We start from the raw sequence: 19,331 nt of genomic DNA on the forward strand, positions 1-19,331 counted from the left end.
GTATACACTCGTTCCAGTTTTGCCGAGCGCCAGTATCATGTAAAGACCGAATGCAGATTTTGACGCGGCTTTGCGTGGCCGCGATACGAAGGAAAGTTCAGGGTTATGCGTCAGGACACGGGCAAGGTATTCCGGATCGAAGACTATCGGCCGACGGAGTACTTCATACCGCAGACCAGGTTGCTCTTCGTCCTGTCGCCGCAAGAAACGATCGTCACCGCCGAGCTGGAGATCGAACGCCGGGACGGCACCGCCCCCGGCACGCCGCTAGAGCTCGACGGCGACGAGCTTGAGTGCCTCGGCGTCGAGATCAACGGCGTCGCCGCCGCTGATGGCTCCTATGAAGCCACGGTCGACAAGCTGACCCTCCACAACCCGCCGCAGGACAAGAGCTTCCGCCTGAAGGTCGTCACGAAGCTCAACCCGTCGCGCAACAGCGAACTGATGGGTCTCTACGTATCGAAGGGGGTCTATTGCACCCAGTGCGAGCCGGAAGGTTTCCGCCGCATCACCTACTTCATCGACCGGCCGGACATGCTCTCGGTTTACACGGTCCGCATCGAGGGGGATCAGACGGCTGCTCCCCTGCTGCTTTCCAATGGCAACATGGTCGAGAGCGGCCAGCTCGACGGCGGTCGCCACTTCGCCGTCTGGCACGACCCGTTCCCGAAGCCGTCCTACCTCTTCGCGCTCGTTGCGGGTGACCTCGCCGGGCTGAAGGACGAATTCATCACCGCATCCGGGCGCAAGGTCGCGCTCGGCATCTATGTCGAGCATGGCAAGGAGTCGCGCGCGGCCTATGCGATGGACGCGCTCAAGCGCTCGATAAAGTGGGACGAGGAGGTGTTCGGGCTCGAATATGACCTCGATGTCTTCAACATCGTTGCCGTCAGCGACTTCAACATGGGCGCGATGGAAAACAAGGGCCTCAACATCTTCAACGACAAGTATGTACTTGCCGACGAGGCCACCGCGACCGACGCCGACTTCGCCAATATCGAGGCAATCATCGCCCACGAATACTTCCACAACTGGACAGGCAACCGCATCACCTGCCGCGACTGGTTCCAGCTGTGCCTGAAGGAGGGCCTGACCGTCTTCCGCGATCACGAATTCTCGGCTGACCAACGCTCGCGCGCCGTCAAGCGAATTGCCGAAGTACGGACGCTTCGCGCCCACCAGTTCCCGGAGGACCAGGGGCCGCTCGCGCACCCGGTGCGCCCGCGCCGCTACCGCGAGATCAACAACTTCTACACCTCGACTGTCTACGAGAAGGGATCCGAGGTGGTGCGGATGATCCGCACGATTCTCGGCGCGGAAAAATTCCGCGAGGGCATGAGCCTCTACATCAAGCGGCATGACGGCGATGCCGCCACGATCGAGGACTTCCTCAAGGCATTCGAGGACGCCTCCGGTGTCGACCTCTCGCAGTTCGCGCTCTGGTACCACCAGGCCGGCACGCCGAACCTGACGATCTCCACCGCCTACGACCAGCAGGCAAAGACCTACACGCTGGAGATCGAGCAGTCGGTGCCGCCGACGCCCTCGGAAAGCCGCAAGCGGCCGATGCACATTCCGCTTGCCTTCGGGCTGGTCGGCCCCGAGGGCGAAGACCTGCAGCCGACGGCTGTCGACGGCGCCACGGTTTCGAACGGCGTCATCCACGTCAAGAAGCGCCGGCACACCGTCCGCTTCGAGGGCATTCCGACGCGCCCTGCCCTGTCGCTCAACCGCAGCTTCTCGGCCCCGGTGACGATCTCGATCGAGCAGCGGCCCGACGATCTCCTGTTCCTCGCCCGCAAGGACAGCGACCTGTTCTCGCGCTGGCAGGCGCTCAACACGCTGTTCACCGATGCGCTGGTGCAGGGCTTCAAGGCGGTGCGCGGCCAGAAGCAGCCGCAGTTCGGCGAAGGCCTGGTCCGTGCTGCGGGCGAGATTGCTGTGGACGATACGCTCGAGCCGGCCTTCCGCGCCCTGGCGCTGACCCTGCCAGCCGAAGCCGACATTGCCCGAGAGATCGGCTCCAACATCGATCCCGATGCGATCTTCGTGGCGCGCGAGGCGCTGATGCAGACGATCGCCACGGCTAACGTCGATGGCTTTGCGGAGATCTACAACTCGTTTGCCGAGAGCGGCCCGTTCCGCCCCGACGCCGAGAGCGCCGGCCGCAGGGCGCTGCGCAACACGTTGCTCGACTACCTGTCCGTCGCTGCCGACAGTGCAGAACAGGCAGCAAGCCAGTTCGCTGCTGCGACCAATATGACCGACAAGTCGGCAGCGCTCGCGATCCTCGCGCACCGCTTCCCAAACGACGAGCGGACGGCAGAGGCACTGGCGAAGTTCGAGGCCGAGTTCGGCTCCGATCCGCTGGTCATGGACAAGTGGTACCAGATCCAAGCGACGATCCCCGGCTCCGGCGCCGTGGAGCGCGTCAAGTCGCTGATGGAGCACAAGGGCTTTGCCCTTTCCAACCCCAACCGCGTGCGCGCGCTGGTGGGCTCCTTTTCGACGCTCAACCAGACCGGCTTCCATCAGGAAGACGGCTCAGGCTACCGCTTCTTCGCCGAGACGGTGCTGAAGATCGAGAAGGGCAATCCGCAGCTTGCGGCACGTCTTGCAACGGCCATGCGATCCTGGCGCTCGCTCGAGCCGGTGCGCCGCGAGGCTGCCCGTGAGGCCCTGGTCGCCATGGCAGCGCCGAAGGACCTCTCCACGGACCTTCGCGACATCGTCGAGCGGACGCTCGCCTGACCGAAGTTACGGTTAACGAATCGTAACTTTTTTGCCCTGTCCCCACTGGACAGGGCGAATCACCTCTGATTCCTTAATGACGATTCGGATGTGCGGCGTTGCCGGATCATCAGGTGCAATTGGGGAGCCACATCGATGGCAAACGCGGACGCGTGGAGCGCGCCCGATGGGGATTTTCATGCGCGTCAATCGGCGGCGCAGACGGCCAGCCGGTCGATCTCGTGCCGTGCGCGCATGCTTGCTGCCCCTGCCTATCAGCGGCTGCTGGCGCTGGAGCCCTATTTGCGCCGTATCGTCCCGATTCTGATCATTGTCTTCCTGGTCGTCATCGCCGGCACCCGCACGCTTGCGCTGCTCGCGCAGCGTGACGACGTCGAGCGCACCGCGCGCGGCATGCTGACGCTCGCCACCGCGCAGATGACCGAGTCGATGGAAGCGCAGCAGCTGCGCAGCGAAGGTGCGTTCCCTGATCCGCAGCCGCTTCTTGAAGAGATCGCCGCCCAGGGCGCGCTGACTTCCAGCCACGTGCTGCTCGTCACCGACGCAAGCTTTGCCGTGCGCGCCGCCTCGCCGGCGGGAAGCGCGTGGATTGGCAAGCCGCTCGACGGCTTCATCCATGGGGGCCAGCCGCTGTTCCTGTTCGGCACCCGCGCCGGCGTAATGGAAGTCCAGGTCGACGGACAGCCATGGTTTGCGGCAATGGGAATCAGCGATGACCGCAAGTTTGCGACCGTCGCGATGATTTCGCAGTCGGCGGTGTTCGCCGACTGGCGCCGCAACGCGACGCTGAACGTTACGCTCTACGTCATCACCGCCGTCGTGCTGCTGGTCGTGCTCTATGCCTATTTCGGCCAGGCTGCGCGGGCGCAGGCCGCCGACCGCCTCTATCTCGAGGCGCATGAGCGCGTGGACCTTGCGCTGGTGCGCGGCCGATGCGGTCTGTGGGACTGGGACATGGTGCGCGGCAAGATGTACTGGTCGCGCTCGATGTACGAGATGCTGGGCTATGAGCCCACCGAGGCGATGCTGTCGTTCGGCGTCGTCGCCGAGATCATTCATCCCGACGACGTCGACCTGTTCGATCTCGCCAACAAGATCGTCGCTGGCGAAATCGACCAGATCGACCAGGTCTTCCGCATGCGCCATGCCGACGGCCAGTGGATGTGGATCCGCGCCAAGGCGCAGGTGAAGGACCCCGAGGCGCCGGAAATGCACCTCGTCGGCATCGCCGTCGACATTTCCGAGCAGCAGCGGCTTGCCCAGCGCTCGGAAACGGCCGACCTGCGGCTGCGCACCGCAATCGAGAGCATTTCGGAATCCTTCGTCCTGTGGGATGCGTTCGACTGCCTGGTGATGTGCAACTCCAAGTACAAGCAGGATTACGGGCTTTCCGACCACGACGTCATTCCGGGCACGCCGCGCGTCGAGATCGAGAAGAAGATGATGGCGCTCGCCTATGAGCGCAGGCTGGCAAGCCCGAATGGCCCGCACAGCGGCGCCACCTACGAGCGTCAACTCGCCGACGGGCGCTGGCTGCAGGTCAACGAGCTGCGCACGCGCGACGGCGGCATGGTGTCGATCGGCGCGGACATCACCCAGCTCAAGCAGCAGCAGGAGAAGCTGACCGACAGCGAGCGGCGCCTGATGGCGACGATCCACGACCTGTCGCTGGCGCGCCGCGCCGAGGGCGAGCGCACTGCCGAACTCGTCGAGCTGAACCGCAAGTACATGAAGGAAACCGAGCGCGCCGAAGCCGCGAACCGAGCGAAATCTGAATTCCTCGCCAATATGAGCCATGAGCTGCGTACGCCGCTCAACGCCATCATCGGCTTCTCGGAGATGATGCAGCAGGCCTATTTCGGCCCGCTCGGCTCGGAGAAATACGTGGAGTATGTCGCTGACATCCACTCTTCCGGCCTCTACCTCCTTGGCGTCATCAACGACATCCTCGACATGTCGAAGATCGAAGCTGGCCAGTTCTCGATCGACCGCGAGCGGATCGACCTGCACCCGCTGATCCTCGAGACGGTGCGCGTCGTGGCGCTGCAGGCGGCGGAGAAGTCGATCACGCTGTCGACCCAGATCGACGAGGGGCTGGTGCTGCATGCCGACCGCCGCGCGATCAAGCAGATCGTCATCAACCTTCTCTCCAACGCGGTGAAGTTCACCGGCCACGGCGGCAAGGTGACGATGCGCGCCCGCAAGGCCGGCGGCGCGATCACCCTCAGCATCGAGGACAATGGCTGCGGCATTCCGAAGGACGCGCTCAAGAAGCTCGGCCGTCCGTTCGAGCAGGTACAGAACCAGTTCTCGAAGAACCACACCGGCTCGGGCCTTGGTCTTGCCATTTCGCGCTCGCTTGCCGAACTGCATGGCGGCGCGTTGAAGATCCGTTCGACCGAGAATGTCGGCACCATCGTCTCGGTGCGCATTCCGATCCGCCCCGTGAAGGTGGCGCCGAAGAAGGCCGCCTGAGCAGCCCCTTCCCAAATCAGGCTGAAAGCAGCTTCTTGAACGCGTCGGACACGGTGGCTGCCGTGTCCTTGATGTGCGCCTGGAGAACGTCAATGCTTGGCAGGTCTGTGCTGCGCAGAAGCAGGTCGGCAACGCCCGGCGGCACGTCGTCCGGTTCGAGTGGACCGGTCAGGCATAGCCGCACGATCTGCGTCAGTGACAGGTAAAGCTCGTAGGCGCGCACGAGATCGTCGCGCGTCTTGGGACTGCAGAACTCCGGCGTCAGCCGCGCCAGCGCATCTCCGGTCGAGGTAGGCGGCCACTCGCCCGGCTCGATGTTGCCGGTAAGCCGCGCGCACTGGGCGATGAACTCAAGATCGATCTGGCCACCTGAAATCAGCTTCAAATCCCAGATGTTGCGGGGCGGCTTTTCCTGCGCGATCGTCGCGCGCATCTCGCGCGCGTCCTTGAAGATTTTCTTCGGCTCGCGGTCGAGCGCGATGATCTGCGCCACCTCCTCATCGGCCTCCTTGCAGAGGCTTTCGTCGCCTGCAATCGCGCGGCCGCGCGTCAGCGCCATGTGCTCCCAGGTCCATGCCTCGGTGCGCTGGTATTTGCGGAAGGCATCGATATGGGTGGCCACGGGCCCCTTGTTGCCGGAGGGGCGCAGACGGAGATCGAGCTCATAAAGCACGCCCTCGGCCGTCGGCGCGGAAACAGCTGCGATCAGGCGCTGGGTGAGACGCGCATAGTAGTGTGAAGGGGCAAGGCCCTTCTCCCCGTCGGATTCGTCGGCGTCCGGGTCGTGATCGTAGAGCAGGATGAGGTCGACGTCGGAGCCGGCTGTCAGCTCCCGGCTGCCGAGCTTGCCCATTCCGAGAATCGCGACGCGTCCGCCTGGCACGCGGCCATGGCGGATGGCAAACTCTTCCTGCACGGCGGCTAGCGCCGCGCCTATCGTCAGATCGGCAAGGTCAGAAAACGCCTTGCCGGCGCGCACGGCATCGATCGCGCCTTTCATCAGGCGCACGCCGATCAGGAATTGCTGCTCGGCCGCAAAGATGCGCAGGCGGTCGAGCTTTTCCTCGTGCAGCTCCGCGCCCTGTAGGAACGCGTCGAGCCGCGCGGAGAGGTAGGCCTTGTTCGGCAGCTCCGACAGCAGCGCCGGGTCGAGCAGCCCGTCGAAGACGTGCGGGCGGCGGGTGATGATCGCGGCAAGCCGCGGCGCCGCGCCCATGATGGTGGCAAGCAGGTCGAGCAGCGCGGGATTGGACTGGAGCAGCGAGAACAGCTGGATGCCCGCGGGAAGCCCCGCCAGAAACTCATCGAAGCGCAGTAGCGCCTCGTCGGCGCGCCTGGTGCGGCCGAAGGTTTCGAGCAGTGCTGGCGTCAACTCCGTCAGACGCTCGCGCGCCTCCGACGATTGCGTCGCGCGGTAGCGCCCAAAGTGCCACGTCCGGATCACGCGGCAGATGTCGCTCGGCCGGGAGAAGCCGAGTTCCGAAAGCGTCTGCAGGGTCGAGGGGTCATCTACGTCGCCGGTGAAGACGAGGTTGCCGACGCCGCGCGACAGCTGCGGCGCCGTCTCGAACAGGGCTGCATAGTGGCTCTCGACCAGCAGCAGCGACTTGCGGAAGGATGCCGAGAATTCCTCGGCACTGGCAAAGCCAACCATACGTGCAATGCGCTCCAGCCCCTCGTCGTCCTCGGGCAAATTGTGGGTCTGCTCGTCGGCGACCATCTGGATGGCGTGCTCGACGTCGCGCAGGAACCAGTACTGGGCCGTCAGCGCATCGCGCGCGTCGGGCGTGATCCAGCCGCGCTCGGCCAGCACCTTCAGCATCTCGATTGTCTCCCGGCCGCGCAGTTCCGGGAAACGCCCGCCCGCGATTAGCTGCTGTGTCTGCACGAAGAATTCGATCTCTCGGATGCCGCCACGACCAAGCTTGACGTTGTGACCTTTCACGGCCACCTCGCCGTGGCCCTTGTGGGCATGGATCTGGCGCTTGATCGAATGAACGTCCGCGATCGCCGCAAAGTCCATGTACTTGCGCCAGACATAGGGCGTCAGTTCCTTGAGGAAGGCATTACCCGCCTCGATGTCACCGGCGACCGGGCGCGCCTTGATCATCGCCGCGCGCTCCCAGTTCTGGCCCCTGCCCTCATAGTAGATCAGCGCAGCCTCGACCGGGATTGCTAGCGGCGTCGAGCCGGGGTCGGGGCGGAGGCGCAGGTCGGTGCGGAAAACATAGCCGTGCTCGGTGCGGTCCTGGAGGATGCGCACCAGCCGCCGCGTCAGGCGCACGAAAGTATCGGCCGCCTCGTAAGGTTCCGGCACCGCCGGGGCGAACGGATCGAAGAAGATGATGAGGTCGATGTCGGAGGAAAAGTTCAGCTCACGCGCGCCGAGCTTACCCATGCCCAGCACGATCCAGCCGGATTTTTCCGCCGGCTTCGCCAGATCAACGAGCTTCAGCTTGCCCGTCCGATTGGCTTCGAGGAGCAGGAAGTCTATGGCGGTCGCGACGCAGGCGTCCGCGAGATCGCTGAGGCGGCGGACGGTAACGGAGGCGTCGGCCGCGCCGGCAAGGTCGGCAAGCGCGATCAGGAAATGCGCCTCACCCTTGGCTTCGCGCAGCTCCTTCATCAGCAGAGATTCGCTCTGCCCCTGGCGGGTGCCGAGGGCGCGGATCTGCTCGTTGATCTCCTTCAGCCGCTGGGAAAGAGGCGTAGAGAAGAGGTTCTCCAGCGCCGCGAGGTAGCGACGGGCGCAGCCTTTAAGAAAGGGAGAGAGATCGAAGGCCGCGCCGAGGAAGGCCGCCAGCGGCGACTTGCCATGCAGCAGCGCCGCGGTCTTCCCGTAGCCGCCCTCCCTGGCGGCGTCAGCCAAGTCGCTCAGGCCTTCCGCTGCCGCCTTCGCATCCAGCGGTTCCAGATGAATGACCGTAGTTCCGAACCAGGTCTCGCCGTTCTCAGCCTTGCTCATCTTTGTGCGAATCCTCCCGGAAGATCATCCGCACGGATAGTCCGGGGTTTCGCCCTGCCAATTCAAGCCTCCCGTGATGAAATTCCATCACGGCCTTGGCGAGGCTAAGGCCGAGGCCGGATCCCGGCTGCGAGCGGCTCCGCTCGAGACGCACGAAGCGCTCCGTCGCGCGGTCGCGATCCTCGTCCGGAATGCCCGGGCCGTTGTCGGCGACTTCGATGACGTAGCCGTCATCCTCGCGGCCAAGCGAGACCTGCACCTTCGGTGCCTCGCCAGAGCCCGCCGAGTACTTGATTGCATTGTCGACGATGTTGGACAGCGCCTGCGCGACCAGCTCGCGGTTGGCGGTGATGCTCGCCTCGCCCGCGATCGAGGCCTCGATGGTCACACCCATCTCTTCTGCAACTGGCTCGTAGAGCTCCACGACGTCGGCAACGGTTTGTTGGAGGTCGACGGTTGTAGTCTGCTCTGACGATTGGCCAGCCTCGAGACGCGAGATCATCAGGATCGCGTTGAAGGTGCGGATAAGCTGGTCCGACTCGCGGATGGTCGCCTCCAGCGCCTCGCGGTAGTCGGCGTCCCGGGGATCGCCCGCAAGTGCTGCCTCGGCGCGGTTGCGCAGGCGCGTGAGCGGCGTCTTGAGGTCGTGGGCAATGTTGTCGGAGACCTGCTTGAGGCCATCGTTCAGCCGGGCGATGCGCGCCAGCATAACGTTGAGGTTCTGCGACAGGCGGTCGAACTCATCGCCGGTGCCACTCACCGGCAGGCGTTCAGACAGGTCGCCCGCCATGATCCGCCGGCTCGCCTCCGAGACGGTATCGATGCGGCGCAGCGCCCGGCGGCCGACGAAGAACCAGATCACGGCGGCACCAATCCCCATCATGCCGAAGGCGAGGATCAGCGAACGGTTGACGATGTCGCGAACGATCTGCGGCTCGCCGAGGTCGCGGCCGACGAGCAGGATCATCTGGTTGGGAAGGCGCAGCACCAGCGCGACGGCCTGGTGGCCGCTGAACTCCGCCTGTTCTTCGCCCTCTTCGGTCGTCGCCGCACTCCTGTCGCCATAGCGCCGATATGCGAAGGGGCGTCCGGTCCAGCCGTCGCCCTCGAGCACGCCCGGCTCAATGCTCTCGACGTTTCCAGACAGAATACGCCCGTTCGGATCTGCCAGCAGGTAGAGATTGGCGCCGGGCTGACGCGAGCGGACCTCAACGAAGCGCACCAGCGCCGGCAGGCTGCCGCGCTGGTAGGCTCGCGACAACACCTCCATCTCCTCGGCGATAGTCTCCTGCGTCTGGGCGGTCAGCATGCTCACCGACAGCGACGACATGTAGAAGACCAGCACTGCCGCGCAGAGCGCGAACAGCACCATGAACATCGCAGTGAGGCGTGCCGCCGTCGTGCGCAGGACCGCGGGCAGCATCATCCGGCCTTCAGCATGTAGCCGGCGCCGCGGATGGTGTGGAGGACGGGCGTTTCGTACCCCTTCTCGATCTTCGAGCGCAGCCGCGAGACGTGTACGTCGATGACGTTGGTCTGCGGGTCGAAATGATAGTCCCAGACGTTTTCGAGCAGCATGGTACGGGTCACCACCTGCCCGGCATGGCGCATCAGATATTCGAGCAGACGAAACTCGCGCGGCTGCAGCGGGATCTCCTTGCCAGCACGCTTGACGGTGTGAGAGAGCCGGTCGAGCTCAAGGTCGCCGACGCGGTAGACGGTCTCGACCTCGCGCGGACTGCCGCGGCGCTCCAGCACTTCGACGCGGGCAAGCAGCTCACTGAAGGCATAGGGCTTGGTGAGGTAATCGTCGCCGCCGGCGCGGAGGCCGGTGACCCGGTCGTCGACCTCGCCCAGCGCCGAGAGGATCAGCACCGGCGTTGTAATGCCGCTGGTACGCAGCCCTGAAATCACGGAAAGGCCGTCGCGGCGCGGCAGCATGCGGTCGACGACGAGAACGTCGTAGTCGCCGTCCAGCGCCAGCTGGTAGCCGCTGTCGCCGTCGAAGGTGACATGCGCGTTGTGGCCCGCTTCGCCGAGAGCCTTCTGCAGGTACTCCGCGGCTTCGCGGTCATCTTCAATGACAAGAATCTTCATGGGCGCGACTATACGCGAAAAAGGAAGGAGGCGACGGCCCTGAGACCGTCGCCTTGTTCATACCGCGATCAGCCGATCGGCAGCGGCACGAAGTGGTTGTTGTTGTCGCGGGAGACCTGCAGCAGGACCGCCTTGCGGCCCGCCTTCGAGGCTTCCTCGACAGCCTTGCCGATATCCTCGCCGCTCGTCACCAGGTTCGAGTTCACCGCGACGATCACGTCGCCGACCTGGATGTCGCGCTCCTCAGCAGGGCTGCCCGGCTCGACTTCGGTTACGACCACGCCCTTGCCATCATCGGCCGGGGCCACGGTTATGCCGAGGTCAGCGAGAGCGGTGTCGGCGGTCGCCTTGCCGCTCGACGGCGCCTCAGCCTTGGCGGTGTCGGTCGGCAGTTCGCCGAGCTTGACCTTCAGCTTCTCTTCCTTGCCGCCACGCCACAGGGTGACCTCGACCTCCTCGCCCGGGGCGAAGCTGCCGATGGTACGAGCAAGTTCTCGCGGGTTGGCGACGTCGCGCCCATTGACGGAGGTGATGACGTCACCCGCCTTGATGCCGGCGGCAAGGCCCGGGCCATTCGCCTGCGGTTCGGTCACAAGCGCGCCCTTCGGCTTCTCGAGGCCGATCGACTCGGCAATCTCGTCGGTCACCGGCTGGATCTGGACGCCCAGCCAGCCACGGGTCACCGCGCCATTCTCGATCAGGTTCTTGACGACGTGGTTCGCGGTCGAGGCCGGGATGGCGAAGGCGATGCCGACATTGCCGCCCGACGGCGAGAAGATCGCTGTGTTGACGCCGACGACTTCGCCATTGAGGTTGAAGGCCGGGCCACCGGAATTGCCGCGGTTCACCGCAGCGTCGATCTGGATGAAGTCGTCATACAGCGTCGCGCCAATGTCACGCCCGCGGGCTGAAACGATACCTGCCGTCACGGTGCCACCAAGGCCGAACGGGTTACCGACGGCGACGACCCAGTCACCAACGCGAACCTTCGAGTCGTCGGCAAAGGCGACATAGGTGAAGGTCTTGTCCGCCTCGACTTTCAGTACGGCAAGGTCGGTGCGCGGGTCAGTGCCGACCAGCTTCGCATCAAACTCCTCGCCGTCATCGGTAACGATGACGAAGTCCGAGCCGCCCTCGACGACGTGGTTGTTGGTGACGAGGTAGCCGTCACCGGAAATGAAGAAGCCGGAACCCTGCGCAACCGGGCGCGAACGCTCCTTCCCCGGGCGCTCCGGACGTGCGCGCTGGCGCGGATTGCCGAACTCGCGCTCGCCCCGGAATTCACGGAAGAAGCGGTACAGCGGATGATCACGCGGCAGGTCCTCAAAGCCCGGCATGCCGAACGAGAAGCCGTTGCGGCGATCGCTTGCCGGATCAACCTTTGCCTGGACCCGGACGCTCACGACGGCCGGCTTGACGCGCTCGACAACATCGGCAAAGCCCGCGCTCTGCTGGACGCCCTCGACCTTGACCGCCTCTGCATAGGAAGGCAGAGCCCCGGAGGTGACGGCGCCGAAACCGATCGCGCTGGCGATGGCAACCGAAGCCGCAGCAGCGAGCCAGCGGTTACGTGCCTTAGAAACAGTCTGGTTCTGAGTCATCTCGCATTTCCCTGGTGATACCGTGGATGCGCCATCGCACCCTTGGCCTCTGAGATAGGCGAGCCAACCTTACAGCGCCATTTCCGGCGCATGAAACTTTTGTAATCTTCAGGAGCGGGAGGTGTCGTCCCCGCCTAGGATTTCGCGGAGCTTCTGCTCCTCCTCGGGCGTGAGCGCGGCTGAGGCCGGCTTCGCAACTCGCTTGCGGCCGCGCACGAACAGGAACGTGCCGCCGATGACCAGCAGCACGACGGGAGTGGCCCACAGGATGGCGTTGCGAGCGCTTACACGCGGCTGCAACAGCACGAACTCGCCGTAGCGCGAGACGACATAGTCGATGACCTCTTCGTCGGTCGCACCGGCGACCAGACGCTCGCGAACAAGAACGCGGAGGTCGCGGGCGAGCTCGGCATCCGAGTCGTCGATCGACTGGTTCTGGCAGACCATGCAGCGCAGCCCCGCCGACAGCTTTCGCGCACGCTGCTCGAGCACCGGGTCATCCAGCACTTCCGACGGCTGTACCGCCAGCGCCGGCATGGCGAGCGAAAACAGCAGAATCAGCGATGCAGCGAGCTTCCTCATTCCGCAGCAACCCCTGCCGGAACAGCCTTCGTCTTGCGGCGTGCCGGCGCGCCCACGCGCAGGCGCCGGTCAAGCAGCGAAATCACGCCGCCGGCCATCATCACGACACCGCCGAGCCAGATCAGCAGCACCAGCGGCTTCCACCACACGCGCACGACCAGCCCGCCATCGGGCGCTACGTCGCCGAGCGAAACGTAGAGCTGGCTGAAACCGCGTGTGGCAATGCCGGCTTCCGTTGTCGGCATCTGGCGAGCAGTGTAGACGCGCTTCGACGAAATGATCTCGCCCTTCGGACGCCCCGCCGCGTCGAAATAGGTGAATCGAGCACGATCCTCCGTGAAGTTCGGGCCACGGTAGGGCGCGATGTCCTCGAACTTGAGCGCGTAGCCGGCAACGGGGAGCGTGTCGCCCGGACGCATCACCGTGACTTCTTCGACGTCGAGCGAGGTAACGGTCGCGATGCCGAGCACCGTGACGCCAAGACCGAAATGCGCCAGCGCCGTGCCGAACACGGAGCGCGGCAGGCCGCGGAAACGGCGCCAAGCGACCGACCCTGACACGCCGCCGACGCCGGCCTTCAGCGCCAGGTCCGTCATCGCGCCCAGCATCAGCCAGGCCGCAAGGCCCATGCCAAAGGCCGCGAGCACTCCGGTGCCATCGACGAAGAAGTAGCCGATCAGCATCACCAGCAACGCGCCGCCGAAGGCGAAGAACAGGCGCTGCGCCACCGCATAGAGATCGCCGCGCTTCCAGGCGAGCAGCGGGCCGAACGGAACGGCGAGCAGCAGCGGCACCGCAAGCGGGATGAAGGTAAGGTTGAAGAAGGGCGCTCCGACCGAAATCTTCTCACCCGACACCGCTTCGACCAGCATCGGGTAGAGCGTGCCGAGCAGCACGGTTGCCGTCGCGGTGGTCAGGAACAGGTTGTTGAGGACGAGCGAGCCCTCGCGTGAAATCGGGTGGAACAGGCCGCCCGCCGTCAGCGACGAAGCGCGCACGGCAAACAGCGCGAGGGAGCCGCCGATGAACAGGATCAGCAGCACGAGGATGAATACGCCGCGCGCCGGATCGGTCGCGAATGCGTGCACCGAGGTCAACACACCCGAGCGGACAAGGAACGTACCCATCAGCGACAGCGAGAAGGTGAGGATTGCCAGCAGCAGCGTCCAGATCTTCAGCGCCGAGCGCTTTTCCATGACGATCGCTGAGTGCAGCAAAGCCGTTCCGGACAGCCAGGGCATGAATGAAGCGTTCTCGACCGGGTCCCAGAACCACCAGCCGCCCCAGCCGAGTTCGTAATAGGCCCAGTAGGAGCCCATTGCGATACCGCCGGTCAGGAAGATCCACGCGGCCAGCGTCCACGGGCGCACCCAGCGCGCCCACGCCGCATCGATGCGGCCCTCGATAAGGGCGGCAGCGGCGAAGGAGAAGCAGACCGAGAAGCCAACATAGCCGAGGTAGAGCATCGGCGGGTGAACCGCGAGCCCGATGTCCTGCAGCACGGGATTGAGGTCGCGGCCCTCCATCGGCGCCGGCGTTAATCGCGCAAACGGGTTCGACGTCGCCAGGATGAACAGCAGAAAGGCGGCTCCGACCAGCCCCTGAATGGAAAGCACGTTGGCGCGCAGCGTGTCGGGCAGGTTGCGGCCGAACATGGCGACCAGCGCGCCGAAGAAGGTGAGGATGAAGACCCAGAGGATCATCGAACCCTCATGGTTTCCCCATACGCCCGTTACCTTGTAGAGCATCGGCTTTGCCGAGTGGGAGTTCTCCCACACGTTCAAAACCGAGAAGTCGGACTGGACGTATGCGGTAATCAGGGTCGCGAAGGACAGCGCGACGAGCGCAAAGCCCACCAGCGTCACCGGGCTCGCAACCGCCATCAGCCTTGCATCGCCCAGGCGCGTCCCCGCAAGCGGCACCGCGAACTGGACGAGAGCCAGGGTGAAGGCCAGGACCAGCGAGAAATGTCCGATCTCGGCGATCACTGCGTTGCCTCTTCGCCGTCAGAGGACTCGGCGTGCTGCCACATGCCGTTCTGCTTCAGCTTGTCCGCAACTTCCGGGGGCATGTAGGTTTCGTCGTGCTTCGCCAGCACGCTGTCGGCAACGAAGATGCCGTCCGGCCGCATCTCGCCTTCGGTGACAACGCCCTGACCCTCGCGGAAAAGGTCAGGCAGGATGCCGTTATAGGCGACGCGGACCGAGTGCGACTGGTCGGTGACCGAGAACTGGATCTCGGTTCCTCCGCCGCGCACGACCGAGCCTTCCTCAACGAGGCCGCCGAGACGGATGCGCTGCCCGGCCTCAGGCGCGGCAGCCTTCAGGTCGATGGGCGTATAGAAGTACGATGTCTTCTGGCCGAGAGCATAAAGCGTCAGTCCCGAGGCAAGGCCCAGGAACAGCATCGCCCCGCCAATCACCGAAAGCCGCTTCTGCTTGCGCGTCATTGCCATCGTCTATTCCTTCGCACTCAAGCCGCGTTCCGCGGCAAAGGCGGACAGTTCATTGCCGGCTTCGCTATCGGCGCCCAGCGCCTCAAGTCCTCGCGCGAGCGCATCCTTCGCCTGCTCCATCCGACCGAGCACGACATAGGAGTGAATGAGCCGCTGCCAGCCGGCCGGATCCTGCGGCTGCTCGCGCAGTCGCTGGTCGAGGCCTGCCACCATATTCTCGATCATCTCGGACTGTGCGTTGTCCGAAGTCAAATTGCCGTCATCACCATTGGTTGATGCGAGCGCCTGGTTGATCGCGCCGCGCCACGGCGAATCCGCCGGCAGGTCGGCGAGCAGCTCACGTAGCGCCTTCTGGGCGTCCTCGACCCGGCCTTCCTGAGACAGCGCTGCCGCCAGCGCAAACCGAGCCTTCGGGTTGCCGGGCTCTAGCCGCAGGGCCCGCTCATAGGCCTGGCGAGCATCAGCAACGATGACTCCACCGGCCTCCGCCGTCAGCGCATCGGCAAGTCCGATTTCACGCGCGGCGTTCTGTCCGCTGATGGAGATGGCGCTGCGCCAGGCGGTCACCGAATCCTGGAAACGACCAACGCGGTAGTAGATCGGCGCAAGCACCTCCCAGCCGCGGGCATCCTGCGGATTCGCGACAAGATGCTTTTCAGCGCGAGCAATCAGCTCCTCGATGCTGCTCTCGGACGGATCCTTAGACAGGCGCGCTTCAAGCGGCTGGCTCGGGAGATCGGGCGAGCCGGTGACGGAATAGACGCCCCAGCTTGCGAGTGGCACCATCAGCACGGCGCAGGTGGCGATCACCTTGCCGATCTGGCTGCTTGTGGCAGCCATCTGCTTCTCGCCGGAAATCTTGAGGATTCGGCGCCCAATTTCGGCGCGTGCTTCCGCGGCCTCCTGCGGATCGATCACGCCGCGCTCGACGTCTCGTTCAAGCTCCGCCAGTTGGTCCTGGTAGACCGTCAGGTCGTGGTCAGCGTCCGCGCCAGCGGACGCGCGCCCGCTCATCGCCGGCAGCAACACGGCAAGGCACGCGGCAATGGTAAGGAGGGCTGCGAAAATCCAGAAAGCCATGGCCGTCAGATAGCGGTTGGTTTCCCCGATGCCAATGACGGCTCAGTGCGGCTTTTTGGCGATCTCGCTACGCGAGAAGCGTCCAGCTGCCGTCGGGATTGCGACATGCAGTGCCGCGCGTCGAACGCACCGCGGGGCCCGCATAAACCGTATGCGTGTACTGGCGGCAATCCTGAGACCCCACCCTGTACGGCGACCCGGCAACGACTTCACCCCGGCTTCCACCAGGGCGCCCCCACGACACGGACTGACCGGCTGGCATATATTCGAGCGCTCGATACTCCGCTTCCAGAGCGCGCCGGCGCTCGCGGCTGTCCAGCTGGACGCCCGGCGTGCGGGCGATCAGGCCTCCTGCCATCGCCTCAACGATGGCCGTCGAAACCGGTCGCGAACTTCCTGCAAATGCCCTTTCCGCCAGACTTGCCGTTGGGCTGCCCGTCGTGGAACAGGCCGACAACAGCGCTACGAGAACCACCACCGCCGCAATCGAATGGTTCATTACCAAGATGCCTTTCCAATCAGTCCTGCGTCTCCCCCGCCGACCGACGCTTCATTAAGGCAGAGTTTGGCGCATCCATGGCAAAACGGCAACGTAACGTCACTGTTGTGCACGTTTAAGGGTTACCGATGCACGCAGGCCACCCCAGGGTGACCGAGAAAGCACGATCTCCCCGCCGTACTCCTTGACGAGATCGGCAACGATCGAGAGCCCGAGGCCCGTGCCCGGCTTCGTCTCGTCGAGCCTGCGGCCGCGCACCAGCGCATCGCGCCGGCATTCCTCGGGGATTCCCGGTCCGTCATCATCGACGATCAGCCGGAAGGTGCGCTGGCTGGCCTCGCCCGGCCCTGCCTCGATCGTGGCCGCGACCTGCTCTCGGCCCCACTTCATCGCGTTCTCGAGCAGGTTGCCGGCGATCTCCTCGAGATCCTCGCGCTCGCCGGCGAAGATGAGCTCCTCGTCCGGCGCGTCCAGTGACAGGTCGATGCGCGGATTGAGCTTAGCCATCACCCGCACCATGCGTTCGATGACCTGCCTGACCGGCGTGCGGAAGACGATGGTGTCGCGCTGCGCGGCCATTCGCGCCCGCTGCAGATAATGCTCCACCTGCTGCTGCATGGCGCCTGCCTGCTCGGCGATCAGCTGGCCCTTCTTGCCACCGATCGCCCGCGCCTCATTGGTCAGCACCGCGAGCGGCGTTTTGAGCGAATGGGCAAGATTGCCCACCTGCGTTCGGGAGCGCTCGACGATGCGGCGGTTATTGTCGATCAGCGCATTGGTCTCATCTGCAAGCGGCGCGATCTCGGCCGGAAAAACACCGTCAAGACGATGCGCCTGCCCCGCGCGAATCTCCGCCAGCGCCTCGCGCACGCGCCGCAGCGGGTTGAGGCCAATCAGGATCGCGATCGCGTTGATGGCGATCATGCCAAGGCCGAAGATCAGCAGCGACAGGTAAAGCTGCCGCTCAAAGCTGGCGATGTCTTCTTCCAGCTCGGTACGATTTCCCATCACCCTGAAGCGGGCGATGCTGTTCTCGCCCGCCAGCACGAACTCGCTTTCAAAGACCTCAATGGTCTCGCCATCGAGTCCGTCAGCGAGATAGCTGCGCTGGTATTCGCTGTTGAACGGGAATTCGTCGATCGGCGGCGACGGGAGGTCTCCGGTCAGCGACAGCGATTGAAGCCTGCCCTTTACGTCCTCCGAGACAGGCTCAACCGACCAGTACCAGCCCGAGTTCGGAATGGTGAACCGCAGGTCGCCGAGGTTGGGCGAGCCGGAGAGCCTTCCATCGGCATCAACGCCGACGGAGCTGATGAGGTTGAACAGGTGCGCGGTCAGCAGGCTTTCGAAGCCGCGCTCGCTCGCCTGCCTGAACAGGGTGGAGATGATGGTTGCAATGACAACAAGCGCCAGCACCGCCCACACCGTCGAGAAGGCGACGACGCGAAATGCGAGGTACCGGAAAGGCTTCTTAAGGATCGGAAGGACGGACGCCAGCACCGGTCGCCCGTTCAGCCGTGATGGACGCGGGCGCTTCTCACTCCGGCGTCCCCCGCATGCGGTAGCCGAGCCCGCGAACCGTTTCGATCAGGTCGACGCCCATTTTCTTGCGCAGCCGGCCGACGAACACCTCGATGGTGTTCGAGTCGCGGTCGAAATCCTGGTCGTAAAGGTGCTCAACCAGCTCAGTGCGCGACACCACCTGGTCCATGTGGTGCATCAGATAGGCGAGCAGGCGAAACTCGTGCGAGGTCAGCTTCAGCGTCACGCCGTCGATGGTGGCCTTCGAAGACTTGGTGTCGAGCCGAAGCGGTCCGCAAATCAGCTCCGACGAGGCGTGCCCAGCCGCGCGGCGGATCAGCGCGCGCACGCGCGCCAGCACTTCCTCGATATGGAACGGCTTGGTGACGTAGTCGTCTGCGCCCGCGTCGATGCCGGCGACCTTGTCGCTCCAGCGGTCGCGCGCGGTCAGGATCAGCACCGGCATCTTGCGCCCGTCCCGACGCCAGCGCTCCAACACGCTGATGCCGTCCATCTGCGGCAGGCCGATATCGAGCACCACTGCGTCGTAGGGCTCGGTGTCGCCCAGAAAGTGCCCCTCCTCGCCGTCAAATGCCCGGTCCACGACATACCCGGCATCGATGAGCGCTTCGGAAACCTGACGGTTCAGATCCTTGTCGTCCTCGACCACGAGTATGCGCATTGGGTGTCCTGTGGGTTGGCGTCGGGGGTGATTATGTCTGGAAATTCACGGCAGGCAACGTGACGCTCTAGCCGGCGGGAACCACGATTTCCTCGCGGCGCGGCCGCTGGCCGTCCCGCGCAGGCAACAGCACGACGATGACGCAGACCTGCTGGCCACCTCTCACGTCCGGCGTGGCGCGCGCCAGCTGTCCGCCCATCTGCGCGGCGTAGCGCTGGCCGACGTCGTGGCAGGAGCCCGCCTGCGCGACTTCATAGGCGCCGGATGCCGCCTGGACCGGTGCCTCAGGCACCAGCACGGCCGAGGCCAGAAGTCCTGCGACAAGAACTTGAGAGATGGTGCGGAGCGTTTTCATGCCTCGGTTCTATCGTAGTATGCCTGAACGCGGAATGAACAATAACCGCCGCACGCTAACCGATCCTTGCGCGTGCAGCCAGCCTGCCAACCAGTGCAACGAGCGCGGCGACGGCTACCACTGCCTGCACGATACCGTCGACCAGCTCCGTCATTTCTGCATCTTCAAAGTTAAATCCAAACAACCCCGCGATCGCGGCAACAATGACAACTAGTGATGCCCACACCGTTCGCGACAGATACCACGGCTTTACCTCCTCCATTTAGCT

General features: G+C 64.6%; 15 protein-coding genes. 2 read left to right on the plus strand and 13 right to left on the minus strand.

The features are described from left to right. Window positions 1-105: 105 nt before the first annotated feature. Window positions 106-2,751 (plus strand): aminopeptidase N, encoded by a 2,646-nt coding sequence (gene pepN / locus L630_RS0109795; protein WP_024848081.1) that lies wholly within the window; start codon window positions 106-108, stop codon window positions 2,749-2,751. 135 nt (window positions 2,752-2,886) lie between these two features. Next, window positions 2,887-5,226: a PAS domain-containing sensor histidine kinase gene (locus tag L630_RS0109800; RefSeq protein ID WP_024848082.1), complete on the plus strand. Its 2,340-nt coding sequence runs from the start codon at window positions 2,887-2,889 to the stop codon at window positions 5,224-5,226. A 16-nt stretch (window positions 5,227-5,242) separates the two neighbouring features. On the opposite strand, the gene L630_RS0109805 is transcribed toward L630_RS0109800, so the two are convergent. The 13 genes from L630_RS0109805 to L630_RS0109860 form a co-directional block, all read right to left on the minus strand. Further along, window positions 5,243-8,191: a bifunctional [glutamine synthetase] adenylyltransferase/[glutamine synthetase]-adenylyl-L-tyrosine phosphorylase gene (locus L630_RS0109805; protein WP_024848083.1), complete on the minus strand. Its 2,949-nt coding sequence runs from the start codon at window positions 8,189-8,191 to the stop codon at window positions 5,243-5,245. Beyond that, on the minus strand, window positions 8,178-9,617 hold the full coding sequence (locus L630_RS0109810; RefSeq protein ID WP_024848084.1) for an ATP-binding protein: 1,440 nt from the start codon (window positions 9,615-9,617) through the stop codon (window positions 8,178-8,180). The genes L630_RS0109805 and L630_RS0109810 overlap by 14 nt, the downstream gene beginning before the upstream one ends. Next, on the minus strand, window positions 9,614-10,288 hold the full coding sequence (locus tag L630_RS0109815) for a response regulator transcription factor (RefSeq protein ID WP_024848085.1): 675 nt from the start codon (window positions 10,286-10,288) through the stop codon (window positions 9,614-9,616). The genes L630_RS0109810 and L630_RS0109815 overlap by 4 nt, the downstream gene beginning before the upstream one ends. Window positions 10,289-10,356: 68 nt before the next feature. Beyond that, window positions 10,357-11,889: a Do family serine endopeptidase gene (locus L630_RS0109820; RefSeq protein WP_024848086.1), complete on the minus strand. Its 1,533-nt coding sequence runs from the start codon at window positions 11,887-11,889 to the stop codon at window positions 10,357-10,359. Window positions 11,890-11,997: 108 nt separating this feature from the next. Then, window positions 11,998-12,471 (minus strand): cytochrome c-type biogenesis protein, encoded by a 474-nt coding sequence (locus tag L630_RS0109825; protein ID WP_024848087.1) that lies wholly within the window; start codon window positions 12,469-12,471, stop codon window positions 11,998-12,000. Beyond that, window positions 12,468-14,456 (minus strand): heme lyase CcmF/NrfE family subunit, encoded by a 1,989-nt coding sequence (locus L630_RS0109830; RefSeq protein ID WP_024848088.1) that lies wholly within the window; start codon window positions 14,454-14,456, stop codon window positions 12,468-12,470. The genes L630_RS0109825 and L630_RS0109830 overlap by 4 nt, the downstream gene beginning before the upstream one ends. Next, complete coding sequence (gene ccmE, locus L630_RS0109835; RefSeq protein ID WP_024848089.1) at window positions 14,456-14,920, minus strand: cytochrome c maturation protein CcmE; 465 nt, start codon at window positions 14,918-14,920, stop codon at window positions 14,456-14,458. Before ccmE ends, L630_RS0109830 begins: the two co-directional genes overlap by 1 nt. Before the next feature lie 9 nt (window positions 14,921-14,929). Further along, window positions 14,930-16,006, minus strand: a complete 1,077-nt coding sequence (gene ccmI, locus L630_RS0109840) for a c-type cytochrome biogenesis protein CcmI (RefSeq protein WP_024848090.1) — start codon at window positions 16,004-16,006, stop codon at window positions 14,930-14,932. Window positions 16,007-16,073: 67 nt separating this feature from the next. Continuing rightward, window positions 16,074-16,505 carry a hypothetical protein gene (locus L630_RS22445; protein ID WP_084465883.1) on the minus strand — a complete coding sequence of 144 codons (432 nt, stop codon included), beginning with the start codon at window positions 16,503-16,505 and terminating at the stop codon, window positions 16,074-16,076. A 99-nt stretch (window positions 16,506-16,604) separates the two neighbouring features. Then, window positions 16,605-18,005 (minus strand): ATP-binding protein, encoded by a 1,401-nt coding sequence (locus tag L630_RS0109845; RefSeq protein ID WP_024848091.1) that lies wholly within the window; start codon window positions 18,003-18,005, stop codon window positions 16,605-16,607. Between the two features lie 37 nt (window positions 18,006-18,042). Beyond that, on the minus strand, window positions 18,043-18,708 hold the full coding sequence (locus L630_RS0109850; protein WP_024848092.1) for a response regulator transcription factor: 666 nt from the start codon (window positions 18,706-18,708) through the stop codon (window positions 18,043-18,045). A 67-nt stretch (window positions 18,709-18,775) separates the two neighbouring features. Further along, complete coding sequence (locus L630_RS0109855; RefSeq protein WP_024848093.1) at window positions 18,776-19,063, minus strand: hypothetical protein; 288 nt, start codon at window positions 19,061-19,063, stop codon at window positions 18,776-18,778. Between the two features lie 55 nt (window positions 19,064-19,118). Beyond that, window positions 19,119-19,325, minus strand: coding sequence for a hypothetical protein (locus L630_RS0109860; protein ID WP_024848094.1), 207 nt, complete (start codon window positions 19,323-19,325; stop codon window positions 19,119-19,121). Between the last annotated feature and the right edge of the window lie 6 nt (window positions 19,326-19,331).

The organism is Aminobacter sp. J41 (genome assembly GCF_000526635.1).
Taxonomy (GTDB): Bacteria; Pseudomonadota; Alphaproteobacteria; order Rhizobiales; family Rhizobiaceae; genus Aerobium.

Bases quoted from the DNA above. Each gene is read 5' to 3' on its own strand.
- pepN (WP_024848081.1), top strand. From the start codon at position 106: ATGCGTCAGGACACGGGCAAGGTATTCCGGATCGAAGACTATCGGCCG.
- L630_RS0109800 (WP_024848082.1), top strand. From the start codon at position 2,887: ATGGCAAACGCGGACGCGTGGAGCGCGCCCGATGGGGATTTTCATGCG.
- L630_RS0109805 (WP_024848083.1), bottom strand. From the start codon at position 8,191: ATGAGCAAGGCTGAGAACGGCGAGACCTGGTTCGGAACTACGGTCATT.
- L630_RS0109810 (WP_024848084.1), bottom strand. From the start codon at position 9,617: ATGATGCTGCCCGCGGTCCTGCGCACGACGGCGGCACGCCTCACTGCG.
- L630_RS0109815 (WP_024848085.1), bottom strand. From the start codon at position 10,288: ATGAAGATTCTTGTCATTGAAGATGACCGCGAAGCCGCGGAGTACCTG.
- L630_RS0109820 (WP_024848086.1), bottom strand. From the start codon at position 11,889: ATGACTCAGAACCAGACTGTTTCTAAGGCACGTAACCGCTGGCTCGCT.
- L630_RS0109825 (WP_024848087.1), bottom strand. From the start codon at position 12,471: ATGAGGAAGCTCGCTGCATCGCTGATTCTGCTGTTTTCGCTCGCCATG.
- ccmE (WP_024848089.1), bottom strand. From the start codon at position 14,920: ATGACGCGCAAGCAGAAGCGGCTTTCGGTGATTGGCGGGGCGATGCTG.
- ccmI (WP_024848090.1), bottom strand. From the start codon at position 16,006: ATGGCTTTCTGGATTTTCGCAGCCCTCCTTACCATTGCCGCGTGCCTT.
- L630_RS22445 (WP_084465883.1), bottom strand. From the start codon at position 16,505: ATGAACCATTCGATTGCGGCGGTGGTGGTTCTCGTAGCGCTGTTGTCG.
- L630_RS0109850 (WP_024848092.1), bottom strand. From the start codon at position 18,708: ATGCGCATACTCGTGGTCGAGGACGACAAGGATCTGAACCGTCAGGTT.
- L630_RS0109855 (WP_024848093.1), bottom strand. From the start codon at position 19,063: ATGAAAACGCTCCGCACCATCTCTCAAGTTCTTGTCGCAGGACTTCTG.
- L630_RS0109860 (WP_024848094.1), bottom strand. From the start codon at position 19,325: ATGGAGGAGGTAAAGCCGTGGTATCTGTCGCGAACGGTGTGGGCATCA.